Annotated in this window: 15 protein-coding genes and 2 pseudogenes; 8 read left to right on the plus strand and 9 right to left on the minus strand. The window is 70.3% G+C overall.

Annotated elements, in window-relative coordinates; all coding sequences use genetic code 11:
* Nucleotides 1-70: 70 nt before the first annotated feature.
* From KBX63_RS34025 to KBX63_RS34040, 4 genes are all read right to left on the minus strand, one after another.
* A complete protein-coding gene (locus tag KBX63_RS34025; RefSeq protein WP_210918548.1) occupies nucleotides 71-373 on the minus strand; it encodes a hypothetical protein in 303 nt (100 codons plus the stop codon).
* Nucleotides 374-567: 194 nt separating this feature from the next.
* A complete protein-coding gene (locus KBX63_RS34030; protein WP_210918549.1) occupies nucleotides 568-897 on the minus strand; it encodes a hypothetical protein in 330 nt (109 codons plus the stop codon).
* 97 nt (nucleotides 898-994) lie between these two features.
* On the minus strand, nucleotides 995-1,225 hold the full coding sequence (locus tag KBX63_RS34035) for a hypothetical protein (protein ID WP_210918550.1): 231 nt from the start codon (nucleotides 1,223-1,225) through the stop codon (nucleotides 995-997).
* A gap of 2 nt (nucleotides 1,226-1,227) precedes the next feature.
* Nucleotides 1,228-1,443, minus strand: a complete 216-nt coding sequence (locus KBX63_RS34040; protein ID WP_210918551.1) for a hypothetical protein — start codon at nucleotides 1,441-1,443, stop codon at nucleotides 1,228-1,230.
* Nucleotides 1,444-1,528: 85 nt separating this feature from the next.
* Between KBX63_RS34040 and KBX63_RS34045 the strand changes: the two genes are divergently transcribed.
* Entirely contained in the window at nucleotides 1,529-1,825 is a 297-nt protein-coding gene (locus tag KBX63_RS34045; RefSeq protein WP_247663906.1) for a hypothetical protein, read from the plus strand.
* 51 nt (nucleotides 1,826-1,876) lie between these two features.
* Here KBX63_RS34045 and KBX63_RS34050 read toward each other — a convergent pair.
* Nucleotides 1,877-2,607: pseudogene (locus KBX63_RS34050) on the minus strand (tyrosine-type recombinase/integrase).
* A 19-nt stretch (nucleotides 2,608-2,626) separates the two neighbouring features.
* A complete protein-coding gene (locus KBX63_RS34055) occupies nucleotides 2,627-3,826 on the minus strand; it encodes an ROK family transcriptional regulator (RefSeq protein ID WP_307871943.1) in 1,200 nt (399 codons plus the stop codon).
* Between the two features lie 385 nt (nucleotides 3,827-4,211).
* Here KBX63_RS34055 and KBX63_RS34060 point away from each other — a divergent pair, with 385 nt between their 5' ends.
* The 6 genes from KBX63_RS34060 (at nucleotide 4,212) to KBX63_RS34085 (ending at nucleotide 10,554) form a co-directional block, all read left to right on the plus strand.
* Nucleotides 4,212-5,330, plus strand: coding sequence for a substrate-binding domain-containing protein (locus tag KBX63_RS34060; protein WP_210918552.1), 1,119 nt, complete (start codon nucleotides 4,212-4,214; stop codon nucleotides 5,328-5,330).
* 122 nt (nucleotides 5,331-5,452) lie between these two features.
* Nucleotides 5,453-6,445, plus strand: coding sequence for a phosphotriesterase (locus tag KBX63_RS34065; protein WP_210918553.1), 993 nt, complete (start codon nucleotides 5,453-5,455; stop codon nucleotides 6,443-6,445).
* On the plus strand, nucleotides 6,445-7,491 hold the full coding sequence (locus KBX63_RS34070) for an ROK family protein (protein WP_210918554.1): 1,047 nt from the start codon (nucleotides 6,445-6,447) through the stop codon (nucleotides 7,489-7,491). Before KBX63_RS34065 ends, KBX63_RS34070 begins: the two co-directional genes overlap by 1 nt.
* Nucleotides 7,492-8,472: an ABC transporter permease gene (locus tag KBX63_RS34075; RefSeq protein WP_210918555.1), complete on the plus strand. Its 981-nt coding sequence runs from the start codon at nucleotides 7,492-7,494 to the stop codon at nucleotides 8,470-8,472.
* 19 nt (nucleotides 8,473-8,491) lie between these two features.
* Nucleotides 8,492-9,757, plus strand: a complete 1,266-nt coding sequence (locus KBX63_RS34080) for an alanine racemase (RefSeq protein WP_210918556.1) — start codon at nucleotides 8,492-8,494, stop codon at nucleotides 9,755-9,757.
* On the plus strand, nucleotides 9,754-10,554 hold the full coding sequence (locus KBX63_RS34085; RefSeq protein ID WP_210918557.1) for an ATP-binding cassette domain-containing protein: 801 nt from the start codon (nucleotides 9,754-9,756) through the stop codon (nucleotides 10,552-10,554). Before KBX63_RS34080 ends, KBX63_RS34085 begins: the two co-directional genes overlap by 4 nt.
* A gap of 480 nt (nucleotides 10,555-11,034) precedes the next feature.
* Here the strand turns inward: KBX63_RS34085 and KBX63_RS36970 are convergent.
* Nucleotides 11,035-11,208: pseudogene (locus tag KBX63_RS36970) on the minus strand (hypothetical protein); the annotation flags it as partial.
* Between the two features lie 770 nt (nucleotides 11,209-11,978).
* The gene (locus KBX63_RS34095) at nucleotides 11,979-12,992 is read right to left on the minus strand and encodes a DMT family transporter (protein WP_210918558.1); all 1,014 of its coding nucleotides are present in this window, start codon (nucleotides 12,990-12,992) and stop codon (nucleotides 11,979-11,981) included.
* Here KBX63_RS34095 and KBX63_RS34100 point away from each other — a divergent pair.
* Nucleotides 12,991-14,397 carry a PLP-dependent aminotransferase family protein gene (locus KBX63_RS34100; RefSeq protein WP_210918559.1) on the plus strand — a complete coding sequence of 469 codons (1,407 nt, stop codon included), beginning with the start codon at nucleotides 12,991-12,993 and terminating at the stop codon, nucleotides 14,395-14,397. The genes KBX63_RS34095 and KBX63_RS34100 overlap by 2 nt on opposite strands.
* An 8-nt stretch (nucleotides 14,398-14,405) precedes the next feature.
* Here KBX63_RS34100 and KBX63_RS34105 read toward each other — a convergent pair whose 3' ends face one another.
* A complete protein-coding gene (locus KBX63_RS34105; protein ID WP_374102299.1) occupies nucleotides 14,406-15,860 on the minus strand; it encodes an NF041680 family putative transposase in 1,455 nt (484 codons plus the stop codon).
* Nucleotides 15,861-16,131 lie beyond the last annotated feature (271 nt).

Genomic DNA, 16,131 nt, shown 5'->3' on the forward strand with positions numbered 1-16,131 from the left:
CAGGGCAGGCACGGGACTCCATCGGTCACAGAGCGTAGAGAACTCCGATGATCGATGGACCCGTGCCTGTCTACTGCCCGCGGGTACTCGCCTGTCCGAATCTTGGACCTACTGCCGGGCGCTCTAAAAAAAGGCGGGCGAAGATGCCGTCGGCGGCGAGCGCCCGCAGCACGCGGAACAGGCTGTCCTCGCGGCTGCCGGTGGTCGCGGCCAATTGCGCCACGTCCCGTGGCCCGTCAGCCAGAGCGTCGGCGACGCCGAGGCGAGCCGCCACACCCAGCGCGTGCACCCGCCACTGTCCGGCCACCAGGTCGAGCAGCGGCAGCGGGGGCGGGAACAGGCGGCGGGACAGGCCTGCCAGGCTGGCGCTCAACGAGCGCATGGCACCGACGAGGAACAGTGGGGGACCCTTGGGACGTCTCGTCAGGCCGGCAGCATAGCGATGTCCGACGATCCGGCCACGCCGCGCTGATCAAGGAGATCGGGCATCGTGCGCGCGGCCTCCGAGTCTCGGCGTGGGGATCGGCAGAGGGCAGACCAGTGGCCCACCGACGCACTCGTCGCGGCTCAGGTCGCCTGCGTATCGAAGGCGGCTTCCGACAGACCGACGCGATTGCCCCGAGTGGTGACAGCAGTGAGCGCCGCCAGGAAGTCGTCGAAGGCCTGATCGGCTCGCGACGCATCGCCCGTGGCCTCGATGTCCATGATGAGACCGCGGACGACCGCGAGCACGAGGGTGCCGAGTTCGGGACGGCCGATGCTTCGCATGCCGTCCTCGAACGGTTGCAGCCAGTCTGTGGTGGCCTCGTGACGAAAGCCCGGCCACAATTGCTGCTCGGCACTCTCGCGGAGCTTGCCGAACATGCTGAGGTACGGGCGGCCGACCGGACCGGTCATGACCCGCCGGGATCGCGGTCTAGGACGACCGCCAGGTGGGGAGCGATGAGCGGGGCGTCGCCCACATGCGCCTGCTACACCGCCGAGTACTCGGGAGTCACCAGGAACGGGTGCCAACCGGAGGTCCGCGCGGTGGCAGATGGACCATCTTCGGACCCAGCGCACCCAACAGACGCCGGTCGGCCGGGATCGGATGGGGTGCGGCGTCGAGGCCGTCGAGGAACCGGCCCATCGACGCGGTGGGCTTGCCGTAGTCCCGGCTGGCGTTGGCGGCGGAATGGGCGCTGCTGACCACGAGGCCCATGACGGCGCGGGGTCCGTACGCCACGTTCAGCGCGGACCACCGGTCGCCGGGCGCGGCCGGCGACCGGTGGTCCGCATCGACAGCACACCCAGCGCAACGGTGGCGCGCGGCGCGACGGCCAGCAGGTGCTCGACGTCGTCCAGCGCACCCTGGCCGTCCAGGCCGGGGATCCAGAGCGCGGGAAAGCCGAGCTTATTGAGGTTGGCCTTTTTGCTGCCCCGTATAGCAGTTAAGTACAGCAACCGCGGTCGTTGTATGTGTGTGGGGCACTGCCGAGAGGGCGGCGAATGTGACAGACGTGCTGAGGGTCCAGGATCTTCGCCAGGTGTGCGGAATGCTGCTGGACGCAGTGGAGGAGCGGTTCGGCGCGGAGATCGATCTGTCGGACGTCGGGTCGGCCTCTACCGGAACGTCGACCTGGCGACCGCCTTCGAGCTGAGGGACGATCCGGCATCGGGGATCGACGTCGGGCAGAGCAGCGATGACATCGCGGAGCTGCGGGCGCTGCTGGGCCGCCCAGCGAACGATGTGCCGGTGCTCTGGCACGACCTGCAACACCTCGCCGGTGTTCTGCGGCTGCTGGCCTACCTCGACCTGCCAGCCGTCAGCGCTGGCGACTGCTGAAGGAGCACCCGGCGTTACCGCTGCCCGCCTGGAACCTGGCCGGGTGGCGCGTCAGCGCCCGAGAGAATCGCCGAGGCGCTTGAGGGCGTCGCGGGTCGCCTTCGACGAGACCTTAGTGTAGATCTCCATCGTCACCGAGAAGCGGGCGTGCCGGAGCACCTGCATGGCGACTCGCGGGTGGACGCCCAGGTCGGCGAGCAGCGTCGCGCAGGTGTGGCGGGCGTCGTGGACGGTGATCGAGCGGACCCCTGTTCTGTCGCACCGCGTCTCCCAGGAGCGTTGGAAGTTGCGGGGCTCGATCGGTGTGCCATAGCGGGTGGTGAATATGAGGTTGGCTTCGTGCCAAGCCTTGCCGGCGGCCGCTCGTGCCTCGTCGCATTCTTGCCCTGGGCACAGCATTGGCAGGTGGGAGCCACCTGGTTGATCCAGGTCTGCACGTCGCGCGGCTCGAGCCGGTCGATCCGTTTGGCTCCGAAGCCGGGGGCGATGTAGCGGCGGACGAACGTCTCGTAGGTGGCGTAGGTCGGCGGTGCCCGGTTGGGCTGGATGATCTCGGTGAGCGATCAGGTGAGGAAGCTGCCGACCGTGGGGACGCTGGTCGCCACCGGCCTAACCTTGGCCTGCTGGTGAAGTTTGATCCACTTGTCGTGGACGGCCTCACGGGTCTGGCCGTAGACGTACTTGCGGGTGCGCTTGCCGTTGGGCTTGGCGAGCCAGACGTAGGCGGGACCCGCTTGGTCCATGACCGCCTTCGCCAGCCGGCTGTCCCACGGAGGCCTCATGGCGGTGGGCTACTGACGGCTACGCGATCACCTTGGCGGACAACGCGGGCAGGTCGGAGCCGGCGAGGGCGTCCGACTGGGGTACGTGGGCGAGGTCGAGTTCGGCGAGCCCGAGTCGCCCGTACGCGGTGTGCAACGCCGCCACCACGGCACCCAACGCACCGGAGAGGTCCCCAAGCTCCGCGGTGTGTACGGCCGCCGCAGCGGGGGGCACGATCTCCCGCAACCGGCCGCCCAGCCGGCCGAGGTCGGGTTTGAGCGCGTGGGAGATGCCGCCGCCAAGGACGATCACCTCGGGTTCGTAGGCGACCACCGCCGCGGTGAGGATGATCAGCAGCGCCTGCTCGACGTACTGCTTGACCGGCACCAGTCGGGAGTCTTTGGAGTGGAACACGTCGGCCGGGTTGTCGAACGGTAGGCCGAGGTCGCGGGCGCGGGCGAGGATGCCGGGCCCGGTGATGATCTGTTCGAGTGCGACTCCCAGCGGACCGGCCGGCAGGTGCCCGAACTCGCCGACCAGGCCGCTGCGACCCCGGAACAGCCGCCGTTCGATGGCGACGCCGGCGCCGAGGCCAGCCCCGATGGTGAACATCACCGCGGTCTGCGCGTAGCGGGCGGCGCCGAAGCGTAGCTCGCCGAGGAGCGCGTAGTTGGAGTCGTTGTCCACCTCGACCCCGGTCGCCAGCCGCTTCTCCAGCAGCCGGAGGAACTCCGGGTCCTCCACCTGAGGAAGGTTGGGCGCGTTGGATACGGTGCGGTCGTGCTGCCGGACGGCGCCGGGTAGCCCAACCGCCACGCAGTCGAGCCGGTCCAGGTTGTCGCCGACGGTCTGCCGGATCAGGTCGGCCAGCCACTGAGCCAGCCGAGGGGCGTCGTAGCCGGCCGGAGTGGGGACGGTCCGGCCGACCAGCGGCGTGGCGGCGAGGTCGGCCACCACCAGGCGGACGTTGGAACCGCCAACGTCGACCCCGCAGACCACGCCCCGTCCGGCGGCGATCGCCACCCGGGTCGCCCGTCGGCCCCGGGTAGCGGTCGGGGTGCCATCGGTCTCGGTCAGCAGCCCCTCGTCAAGGAGCTGTTCGACGATGCGCGAGACAGTGGCGGGGGAGAGGTCGGTCTCCTGGCCGATGGCCGTGCGGGTCACCGGGCCGTGTGTCAGGACGTGGGCCAGCACGGTCGACCGGTTCGCGCGCCGAGGTGCTCGGGCTTCCACGTCCACCCCCGCTTTCTTTTCCGTCCGAATGCTAAGGCCGCGCCGCTACTTGGGCAATACCCGATCCCGTGCCGGCTCGGCGAGTCGCGGCTGTCGCTGGCCGTTCGCCCCGCACCGACCGTGCCACCGCCGCCGGCCCGCTGCCCGCAACATATGGATCTTTTGGGTCGAAGTGATTGGACGGAATCTCCCGACCAACCCCCTTGACGAGCATGACGACCACGTTAATACTTTCAGCCTGAACGGAAATGGAGGCCGCCGCCTCACCGGTACGCACCGGAGCCCGGGGTGACGGCACGGGTCCCTGTCACGTGCCGTGCCGGTCGCGTCGGAACCCCGTGTCAGTCCGGAGCCACCGGTTCCGGGACCCGTTGCTGTGGAGGGAAGAGCTATGAATCTCACCCGTAGACGTGCGGCCGCCCTGGGCGCAATATGTGCCTTGGCACTCCTGGTCAGCGCCTGCTCGAACGAGACGTCCAGCGACGGTAGCGGCGCGTCGAGCGGCCCCCGCACCGAACCGAGCCTGTCGTTCGTCGGCCCCGGCGGCGAGACGCCGACCGCCGCCGACCAGCTTTCGCTGACCCCCGAGGAGCAGCAGAAGGTCAAGGACGGCAACTACTCGGCCGCCTTCGTCTGGCACGAGGGTTCCGCCCTGACCAAGGCGGTGGAGTCCGGGGTCCGCAAGGAGTTCGACCAGCTCGGCATCAAGGTTCTGGCCAGCACCAGCGCCGAGTTCGACGCGGCCCGGCAGGCCAACAACGTGCAGACCGTCCTGGCGCTCAAACCCGACCTGATTGTCACCATCGCGGTCGATCCCACCGCGGCGGCCGCGGCCTTCAAGCCCGCCGTGGACGCCGGCGTCAAGCTGGTCGTGATGACCACCCCGCCGAAGGACTACAAGGCCGGGGAGCAGATCGTCGGGATCGTCACCGCCGACCTGACCGCGTTCGGCAAAGCCAATGCGGAGATGCTCGGCAAGGCGCTCGGAGGCAAGGGCAAGGTCGGCTACATCTACCACGACGCCGACTTCTGGTTCACCAACCAGCGCGACAAGGCGTTCAAGGACTGGCTGGGCTACCTCTACCCGGACATCAAGATCGTCGAGGAGACGGGCTTCTCCGACCCGGCGCGGACCGAGGACATCGCCACCGCGATGCTGACCCGCCACTCCGACCTCAACGGCGTCTACGTCGCCTGGGCCACCGCCGCCGAGGGCGTGCTCGCCGCAACCCGGCAGCAGGGGCGTACCGACGTCAAGATCGTCACCAATGACCTGGAGGCGAACCTCGCCGCCGACATGGTCAAGGGCGGAAACATCGCTGGCGTCGTCGCCAACGGCTCCACCCGGCTCGGCCAGAACCTGGGCATCGTCGCCGCCTACGGGCTGATCGGCAAGAAGGCTCCGGAGCTGGTCGTCGGATCGCCGATGGCCGCCACCAAGGACAACATCGCCGAGGCCTGGCGCGACGACTACGGCCAGGAGCCGCCGGCCGAGGTGCGCGGCAACTGACGGCAGGTAACGCGAGGTCCGGGGCCTTTTCTGGGAAGAGGCCTCGGACCTCACCCCGGCGCGCGACACGGCCTCGGCCGTATACGCGGTGGCCGCTGCGAAGCGATGGAAGGAAAAGCCAGATGGGGTACGTCCAGACAGTCCTCGGGCCGGTGTCCCCCGAGTCGCTCGGCCGGGTGCTGAGTCACGAGCACCTCGGCGCGCTGGTGCCCGGGCCGTGGCTGTCCGGCGGTGCCGGCGACGACCGCGCGGACCTCGCCGTCGCCGCGGTACGGGCTCTGCCGGAACTGGGCTTCGGCACGATCGTGGATCTGTCCCCGTACGAAGTGGTGGGTCACGACGTGGCCCTGCTCCGCGAGGTGGCCCGGCGTACCGGTCTGCACGTCGTCGCCGGGTCGGCGATCTACCTGGAGCCGTACTCGCCGGGCTGGGCGCTGAACGCCAGTGTGGACGAGATGCGGGAGCGGTTCGTCGCCGACGCCACGATCGGGGTGGGGGACACCGGTGTCAAGGTCGGCATCTTCGGGGAGCAGGCCACCGGGCTGAACGAGATCACCCCGCACGAGGAGAAGTGCCTACGGGCCGCCGCCCGCGCCCACGTCGCCACCGGGCTGTCGGTGAACACCCACACCACGCACGGCACGATGGCGCTGGAGCAGGTCGAGATCCTGCGCGAGGAAAAGGCCGACCTCTCCCGGATCGTCATCGGCCACCTGGACATCAACCCCGACCCGGACTACCTGCGGGCGGTGCTGGCGACCGGCGTCAACATCGCCTTCGACACGCTCGGCAAGCAGTTCTGGGACTTCGTGCTCGCCCCGCTGCCCAAGAACCCGCCGGAGGGCGAGTTCGGCAAGCGGGCGTACCACCGGCCGGACCACGCCCGGTTGGACATGCTCGCCGGGTTGGTCCGGGACGGGTACGCCGACCGGATCCTGCTCTCGATGGACCTGACCGGCGCCGAGGCGTACCTGAACCCGGGCACGCACGGCCGCCTCGGGTACTCGTATCTGGGCCGGGAGATCGTGCCGGGGCTCGCCCGGCTCGGCGTGCCGCCGGAGGCGCTCGACCAGATGTTGGTGGCCAACCCGGCCCGACTCCTGACGGTCGGCTGATGGCCGGGAACTCGCGCCCGCCGTCCGGTCCGGCCGAGTACGTCGCCGGGGTGGACCTCGGCGGCACCAAGCTCCGGGCTGCGCTCGCGGATCTCGCCGGTCACATCGTGACCGAGGATGTGCTGGCCACCGACCCCCGCGGTGGGGTGGCTGTCGCCGAGCAGATCGACGACCTGCTCCGCGACCTGGCCGCCCGTGGCGGCGTGGACTGGTCCGACATCCGGGCCAGCGCGATCGGCCTGCCCGGCGCCCCGCACCCGACGACCGGCACCATCGACCTCGCCCCGAACGTCTCCGAACTCGGGGCCATCGACGTCCGGGCCGAGCTGACCCGCCGGCTGGGACACCCGGTGGTGCTGGACAACGACGTCAACATGGCGGCCGCCGGTGAGCGGTGGCTGGGCAGCGGACGTAACCACCGGCACTTCGTGTTCGTGGCGGTCGGCACCGGGATCGGCATGGGCATCGTGCTGAACGGGGAGCTGGTCCGCGGGGCTCGTGGCGCGGCGGGGGAGATCTCCTACCTGCCGCTGGGCACCGACCCGTTCGACCCGGCGAACCAGGTCCATGGCGCGCTGGAGGAGGCGGTGGCCGGCGCCGCCCTCGCCGCCCGGTACCGAGCGCTGAGCGGCGAGCAGGCCACCGTGCCCGATGTCTTCGACCGGGCCGCGGCCGGCGATCACGGCGCCCGGGCGGCCATCGACGAGGAGGCCCGGTTTATCGCACTGGCCGTCGTCGCGGTCACCGCCGTCCTCGACCCGGAGGCGGTCGTCCTCGGCGGTGGGATCGGCTCCCGGGTCGAGCTGGTCGAGCCGGTCCGGCGCTGGGTCGCCGCGCTGAGCGCGGACGTCCCGGCGATCAAGACCAGCCAGCTCGGCGACCGGGCCGGTCTGCTCGGCGCCGTCGCGGTCGCCCGCCAGGAGGCCGGCGCCCACCCCGATCTGCCGGCCAAGCCCGTTCTGCCGGCCCACCCCAGTTCGGCGGCGTGGCCCGTTGCGACCCAGCCCGACCGGAACACCTCTTTCGAATCAGTGGAGGGACGATAGATGACCCAGACCGATGCGGCGGTGAAGGCCAGAAGCGGACCGGCCTGGAGCAGGGTCAACTGGCGCGACTACGTGGTCTATATCGGCTTCGCCGTCGTGTTCCTGTTCTTTGCCATCACCCAGGGCAGCAACGGCTTCCTGACCACCAGCAACCTCACCAATATCGTCATCCAGACCGCACCGATCACGGTCATGGCGGTCGGGTTGGTCTTCGTGCTGGCAGCCGGCGAGATCGACCTGTCGATCGGCTCGGTCGTCGCGCTCTCCGCGCTGGTCGGCGCGGTGACGTTGCGAGAAACCGACAGCATGCTGCTCGGTGCGGCCGCCGGGCTGGCTGCCGGCGCGGCGGTCGGCCTGGTCAACGGGGTCTTCGTCACCCTCGTCCGGCTGCCCTCCTTCCTGGTCACCCTCGCCACGATGGGGGCGGTGGCCGGCCTGGCCCGCGAGGTCACCGGCCTGCAGTCGGTGCCGGTCGGCAACGACGCGTTCCTCACACTCTTCGGCCAGGGCGAGGTCTTCGGCATTCCCGGCCTGGTGCTCTGGTCAGTGGCGGCCGTGGTCGTCGGCTACATCGTGCTGCGGCAGACCCGGTACGGAGCGCACACCCTCGCGATCGGTGACAACGTGGCCGCGGCCCGGGTCAGCGGCATCAAGGTGGTCCGCGTCAAGATCATGGTGCTGATGGGCAGCGCGATGTGCGCCGCTCTCGCCGGCCTGCTGTACGCCGGCCGCCTGCAGGGCGCCCGTTACACCCTCGGCGAGGCCGACCTGATGTCCGTGATCGCCGCCGTGATCGTCGGCGGGACCAGCCTGTTCGGCGGCAAGGGCTCCATCGTCGGAGCGCTGCTGGGCAGCCTGCTGATGGGCATGCTCAACAACGGCCTGATCCTGGCCGGGCTGTCCGTGTCCCAGCAGATGATGGCGCGCGGCGCGATCATCCTCGTGGCCGTCTCCCTCTCGCTGCGCGAGAGGCGCAACTGACCCGGAAGGAAGCAAGCGCATGTTTCTGGATCTGCTGCGACGCCGCAACCCGGGCCTCCTGGCCGCTGCCGCGCACCTGCACCAGAGGGGCGACCTGCCGACCAACTGCTACGCGCTGGATCTGGACACCGTCGCGGCCAACGCCGCCGCCATCCGGCGCGAGGCCGACCACCTCGGGCTGTCCGCGTACGCGATGACCAAGCAGGTCGGGCGGAATCCCGACTTCTGCCGGACGATCCGCGACGCCGGCATCACCGAGGCGGTCGGCGTCGACCTGCAGTGCGCGCTCGCCGACCGGCGCGGCGGGCTCGGCATCGGCCACCTCGGTCACCTGGTGCAGATCCCCCGGCACGAGGCGGCCACCGCCGCCGCGCTCGCCCCGAGGTACTGGACCGTCTTCAACGACACCAAGGCCGGCGAGGCGGCGGCCGCGAATGCCGCGACCGGGCGGGAGCAGGCGCTGCTCGCCCGGGTCATGGCACCCGGCGACCGCTTCTACCGGGGTCACGAGGGCGGCTACCCGGCTGACGAGATCGTCGAGGTCGCCGACCGGCTCGACGCCCTTCCCGGGGCTCGGTTCGCGGGTGTCACCAGCTTCCCGACCCAGCTGTTCGACCCGGCCGCCGGCCGGGTCGTGCCGACCCCCAACCTCGACACCGTGCGGACCGCCGCCGCCGCGCTGCGCGCAGCCGGGCGGTCGCACGTCGAGATCAACGCCCCGGGTACGACGTCCGCCGCGATACTGGCCATGCTCGCCGAGGCCGGCGCCACGCAGGTCGAGCCCGGCCACGGGCTGACCGGCACGACGCCCTGGCACGCGGTCACCGACCTGGTCGAGGAGCCGGCCGTGCTCTACGTCAGCGAGGTGTCCCACCTGTGGGACGGTCGGGCCTACGTCTTCGGCGGCGGACTCTACGTCGACCCCGTGCTCGGCCTGGGCGGCACCCGCGCCCTGATCGTGCCCCGGGGCGGCGGTCTCGACGACGCGCATCTGGTCGACGTGGAGATGCCCGCGCCGGAGGCGATCGACTACTACGCGATGGCCGACGTCGGTGCCGTACCGGCCGTCGCGCCCGGCGACACGGTCCTGTTCGGGTTCCGGCCACAGGTGTTCGTCACCCGGGCACTGACCGCGGGAGTGACCGGCGTCCGGTCCGGTACCCCGGTCGTGCCAGGCATCTACGCCGCCGACGGGTCCACGCCGATCCGGATCGACAGCACCGACACACCGAGCGGCACCGATGCACGCAACCACGCGGCTGGCAGCACAGGGAGGGCATCATGAGCACGGTCACCCAGAACACCCTTCCGGCCGGCGACGCGGCCGGCACGGGCGCACCGCCGTTGCAGCTGCGCGACATCCGCAAGCAGTTCGGCGGGGTCGTCGCGATCGAGCGCTTCGACCTGGAACTGGCCGCCGGGGAGATCACCGCACTGGTCGGTGACAACGGCGCCGGCAAGTCCACCCTCGTGAAGATCATTTCCGGCGTATATCAGCCGACCGAGGGCGAGCTGCGGATGCACGGCCGGCCGGTGGTGTTCCGGGACGCCTCCGACGCCCGGCGGCAGGGTGTCGAGGTGGTCTACCAGGACCTGGCCCTGGCCGACTCGCAGCCGGTCTACATGAACATGTTCCTCGGCCGGGAACTGACCCGCGGCCCGCTGCGGCTGCTCGACCGGCGCCGGATGGCGCGGGAAACCCAGGAGTTGGTGGATGCCCTGGACGTCCGCATCCCCAGCGCGAAGGCGACGATCCGGGACCTCTCCGGCGGGCAGCGGCAGGCGGTGGCGATCTGCCGTGCCACGCACTGGGCGAGCGGCCTGGTGCTGATGGACGAGCCGACCGCGGCACTCGGTGTGGCCGAGACTGCCAAGGTAGAGCAGTTGATCATGAAGTTGCGTGACCGGGGCGCCGCCGTGCTGGTCGTCAGCCACAACCTCGACCAGGTGTTCCGGATCGCCGACCGGGTGGCCGTGCTGCGCCGAGGGCGCCAGGTCGGTGTCCGGCATATCGAGGAGACCAACCGCAACGAGATCGTCTCGATGATCACCGGTGCGTCGGCGGAGGCCGAGCGGCCCTGACCGGCATTCGAGGATCGACCAATCGGATCGCCGCGTTCCCAGAGCCGACCGCTCAGCGTGGCTGTGTTTGCTCTGTGGCCGTGGGCCGTTTTCGAGAGTCGCCAGGAAGCTGTTGGCCGCGTCCTGGACGCGGTCCTGCTCGCCGGTGGCCAGCAGGTCGAGCACCAGGCCGCGGATCGTCGCGATGACCAGGGCGGCGGTGCGTGTCGCTGTCGCCGGGTCGGTGTCCGGTCCTTGCGCGTCGACCAGGGCGCTCATCCAGTCGGCCACGACGCGATCGAGGAACTCCGTGAACTGTCGCGGCGCCTGTAGGGCGCGTCCGTAGACCGCGAAGAACAGTCGGAACTCCGCCCACTGGCGCGGGTCGGAGGTGCGAATCCAGACCGCGGCCGCGGCCAGGTCGGGCTGGTCGCCGACGGCGTCGCTCGTGGCCGTGAACGTACGTTCCCGCAACCGCCCGAGTATGGTTTCGAGCATCTGTTCCTTGGTGCCGAAGTGATGCACCAGCGTCGTGGTCGACACTCCGAGGGCGCGGGCCACCGGCCGCCACGACAGATCGGCGAAAGCGCTTGTCGGTGACGAACTCTCTTGAGTCCTGCTTCCCAGAGATCGCCGCCAAACTTGATCCCGATCTGAACGATGGCCTGACCGCAGACCAGGTCACGGCCGGCACTCACACCGGCTCGTCTGGCGCTGCCGCAAAGACGCCGCCCGGGATGGCGTCGTCGGCGCACATAAGTCCCCGACCACGAGTGGACCACCAAGGTTTCTATGCGGACGGCCGGAGACACCAACTGCCCGACCTGCGCGGTCATCGGCTACAGCCCTGCCAAACCGGGATACTTGTACCTGCTGCGTCGCGCTTTCCACGGCCGTGAACAACGCAAGATTGGCATCACAGCGCGAGGACGGCTACACCGAAACATGGGACTACACGATCCCGCCCATCGACTCAATCGGCGAAGTCAAGGTGGCGTCGGCGGCAGTTGAGGGTGCAGCCGGGTAGCCATCAGCGGCCGACCCGGCGTGGTCCGCTGGCGCTCCACGCCTCCAGGGTCAGGTCAACCGGGCGCCCGAGCTATCGAGCCAGAGCGGGGTGTAGGCGTGGTCCGCAGCTGGGCCTTGAACGCCTCGGCCCGGTGAAATGTCGGACCATGCGAACCAGCGCGTCGTCGACGCACGCTTTTGCCGCGATCGGGTCGCGGCGTGCGTGAGCGTGCGTTCCAATCGGCCGATGCGGCTGCGGGCGTCGGCGCTGGTGCTAGCCAAGGCTCTGGGCTGGCAGCTCACCTCCTCCTGCGATGGGACACCAAGCCCGACAAGCGCATCAGGGGGACGTTCCTACGTCCTGCATCGACACGCAGAACGTCTTTCCATGGCCGAGTTGAGTGTGGCCGGGTCCGTCACGTTGACAGGTTCAGGGACTAGCGGGTGGGGCCGGCCGCTCGCGTGGATGCCTTGTGCCGGGGCATGGGTGGTGGAAGGGCGGGGTCGGTCGCGTCAGCGGTGGCGTCCTGGTTTGTTGCACGCACGCTGCGGTTGCGTTGGATCAGTACGACGCAGGCCAGCACGACCAGCGCTGCCCCGATCGAGGCAGGGGTGACGGTCTCTGCGAGCAGTAGCGCGGACCAGAGCAGGGTGAGTACCGGCTGGGCGAGCTGGATCTGGCCGACCTGGGCGACGCCACCTCGGGCCAGACCTGCGTACCAGGCGAAAAAGCCTAGGAACATGGAGATCGCGGTGAGGTAGCCGAACGCCGACCAGGCGGCGGCGTCGGCGCGCGGCGGGTGGGCCGAGGCGGCGACGAGCGTGATGAGCAGGGTGACGGGCAGTGAGAGCAGCAGCGCCCAGCAGATCGTCCGGGCGCCGCCCAGTTCCCGGGCGAGCGCGCCGCCCTCGGCGTATCCCAGCCCACACAGGACGACCGCCGCGAGCAGGAACAGGTCGGCGGCCGACAGTGCGCCGTGCACCGTACCGCTGGTGATCAGGAAGGCGAGCACCGCCAGCAGCCCGCCGACGCTGGCGACCCAGAACAGCAGCGGTGGGCGCTCGCCGGCCCGCAGTACCGCGAACACGGCAGTCATGGCGGGCAGCACGGTGATGACGACCGCGCCGTGTGCGGAGGTTTGGGTGGTCAGTGCCAGCGAGGTGAACAGCGGGAAGCCGACGACGACGCCAAGGGCGACGATCGACAGCCGCCGCCACTGGCTCCGGGTGGGCCGCGGCGCGCCGGTGAAACGTAGGTACGCCCATGCCAGTAGCGCCGCACCGACGGCCCGGCCGAAGGCGACGAACCACGGGTCGAGTTGCTGCACGGCGACGCGGGTGGCGGGCAGCGACATGCTGAAGGCGAGCACGCCCAGCGCGCCGAGGGTGAGGCCGATGACCCGATCCGCCGTTACCGTGGTTGCGACAGTAGCGCTACTCTTATCCCTCATGAGAAACGGTAACGCAGTGGACCGCGTTATCCAAGATCTGCGCGGGCTCGTGGCCGCCGCGGACCTCGGAACTCGGCTGCCCTCGGTGCGCGAGTTGACCGCCCGGCACCAGGCCTCGCCCGTGACCGTCGCCGAGGCGGTCCGACAGCTGGTGGCGCAAGGGCTGATCGAGACGCGATCGGGGAAGGGCACCTTCGTGGCCGCCCCACCGGACGAGCGACGCGCCCCCGACCTGTCCTGGCAGACCGTCGCGCTCGGCCCCCGCCGACCCGGCGAGGAGGAGATGCAGGCGCTACTCGCGTTACCGCCCGCAGGAGCGATCCCGCTGTCCGGCGGCTACCTGGACGCAGATCTGCAGCCGGCTGCGGCGCTCGGCGCCGCGCTCACCCGCGCTGCCCGGCAGCCCGCGGCCTGGCTACGCGGGCCGGCCGAGGGGCGTGAGGACCTGCGCGCCTGGTTCGCCCGTGAGGCCGGGGCCCGGCTGCGCGCCGGCGACATGGTTATCTGCCCGGGCGGGCAGGCGGCGCTGTCGTCCGCGTTGCGCGCGCTCGCCGCACCCGGCGACACCCTGCTCGTCGAGTCCCCGACTTACCTGGGGGCGCTGGCCGCGGCCCGGGCGGCTGGGCTGCGGGTGGTACCAGTGCCCGCCGATGCCGACGGCGTACTCCCTGACCAACTCGCCGCCGCGTTTGCTCGCACCAGGGCGCGACTGTTCTACTGCCAACCGCTCTACGCCAACCCGACCGGTGCGACACTGGCAGCTCACCGCCGGGCTGAGGTCGCCGAGGCCATACGCGATGCCGGAGCGTTCCTGATCGAGGACGACTACGCCCGCGACCTCACCATCGACGGAGAGGCCCCGCCACCGCTGGCCGCCGACGACGCTGACGGGCACGTGATCTACCTGCGCTCACTGACCAAGTCCGCCGCTCCGGGCCTGCGTGTCGCCGCGATCGGTGCCCGCGGCCCAGCCGGCGCCCGGCTGCGCTCGGCCAGGTTGCTCGACGACTTCTTCGTCGCCGGCCCGCTGCAGCAGGCCACGCTGGAGTTCGTCACCGCCCCGGCCTGGACACGGCACCGCCGCACCCTGCGCACCGCGCTGCGGACACGTCGCGAAGCGCTGCTGACCGCACTGCGCCGGCACCTGCCGGAACTCGCCCCATCGACGATCCCACGCGGCGGCCTGCACCTGTGGGCCCGCCTGCCCGACAGCACCGACGACGTCGCGCTGGCCGCCGCAGCTGCCGCCGAAGGCGTCATCGTCTTCCCCGGCCGCCCCTGGTACGCGGCCGAACCCCCGGCGCCGCACCTGCGCCTGACCTACGCCGCAGCCCCACCCGACCTCATGGACGACGCCGTCCGCCGCCTCACTCGCGCCCTCCGAAAAGAAACGACACGTTCTTAGCTTGATCTTTAACCTGTGCGCTGTTTATGAGCGGTGATGCTGAGGTCACGTTTGGCGGTTTTCCCGACGTCGTGGCGGGGCGCTGGTCGGCGGTTGGTGGAGCCGGGTGGGCGTCCGGGGCCTGGTCTTGCGGGTTTCGGCGCGCCGGCGGGTAGGGCGCTGTTCGCGCGGAGGTTCCGAAATCCTCGGCGGACGCGGGCGGGGGTGAGCCGGCCGGGTGGGGTGGGTCGTTCCCATGGGCGGCGCAGGTCCGCGGCGAGGGGTCGGGCGAGGCGGAGTTGGGTGTGGGCGGTGATGATCAGCCAGGTCCAGCGGTCGGCGGCCTCTGGTGTGCGCAGTTTCGGTCGGGTCCAGCCGAGGGTCTGTTTGAACAGCCGGAACGTGTGCTCCAGGTCGAATCTGCGTAGGAACGCCTGCCACCACCGGTTGACGTCCGTGGCGGTGGCGTCGACGGCGGAGCACCACAGCCACACCGGCTTGGGGTTGCGGTCGCCGGGTAGGTGCTCGACCTGCAGCCGGATCAGGGTGCCGGCGATGACGGGCAGGTCACCGTCGTGGTCGATCCAGCAGGTGCGGCGGGTCAACCGCGGGTGCAGCCGGTCCCAGCTGCAGGCGTGGGCGGTGCCGTAGCGGGTCGTGGCGATGGTGGTGTGGTGCTGCGGCGCCGGCCACGTGGCCGGGGTGTCCAGGCGGAACTCGGGTCCGTGCTTGGGTGGGCGGCCGGTGGCGCCGGGCAGTCGGGGCGGTTTGGGTAGTCGTAGTACCCGGTCGGTGCGCAGGCGACCGAGTAGTTGCACCGGCAGATCTGCCAGGACGAACGCCAGTCGGGTGATGTCGTAGCCGGTGTCGGCGACGACAAGGATCTCAGGGTCGCCGTCGCGCCAGTGCCCTGCAACGATGAGACGGTTGACGACGTCGCGGAGCTGATCGGCGGTCACGGCGGTGGCGTCGTCGGCGGGTCCGAGTCGGACCGCGTCCAGCAGCGCGGTCCAGCTGGTGCGACCCGATTCCAGCGCGGCGACGAACGAGTACGGCCAGCCGGGAATCAGCTGGGCCTGACCCTTCGCCCGGCCGTAGACGTGGCAGAACAGCCGGTCCGCCGAGGTCGACGCGTCCGGGCGCAGCCAGTTAGTGACATCGACCGCCAGGACGATCCGCCCGTCCGCGGTCCTCGGCAGCGGCAGACCCGCGAGGGTCGTGCGTAGCCGGCCGATGTCGATGCGGCCGTTGTTCAACCCGTCGTACAGGGCGCCGTGACCACGCCGGTGCTCGGCCGTCAGCGTGAGATCGACCAGACTGTGCACCGGCCCGTCCGCGCACAGCACCGCGTCGGTGAGCTCGAACAACACGTCCGCCCGCCGGGTCAGGCACTGGTAGAAGTCCCGACGCAATCCCGCTAGCACCGATGCGGGGTCGGTCGTGGGCGTGTCGGGTAACCCCAGACCGCTCAGGTAGTCCAGAATCGTGGCCACGGCCACCGCCTTGATCTTCGTGTCCTGCCAGGGAACCCGAAGATCATCAAACGGTGGCCGTCTTCCGTCTCCACGACACGCCGCGTCCACACAGGATCATCCGCCCCGCCGGACACCGTAGGTTAAAGAACAAGGTTAGAGGGCGCGCAAATAGGTCAGCGGGGATGAGCCGGGTAGGAGGCGGGCACAGGCATCAGTGATCATGAAGGTTCCTACGCCTAGTGATCACTGGAACGCCTGTGCCCGCTGTCCCATCATGGCT

This window comes from Micromonospora sp. U21, assembly GCF_018070045.1.
Lineage (GTDB): Bacteria > Actinomycetota > Actinomycetes > Mycobacteriales > Micromonosporaceae > Micromonospora.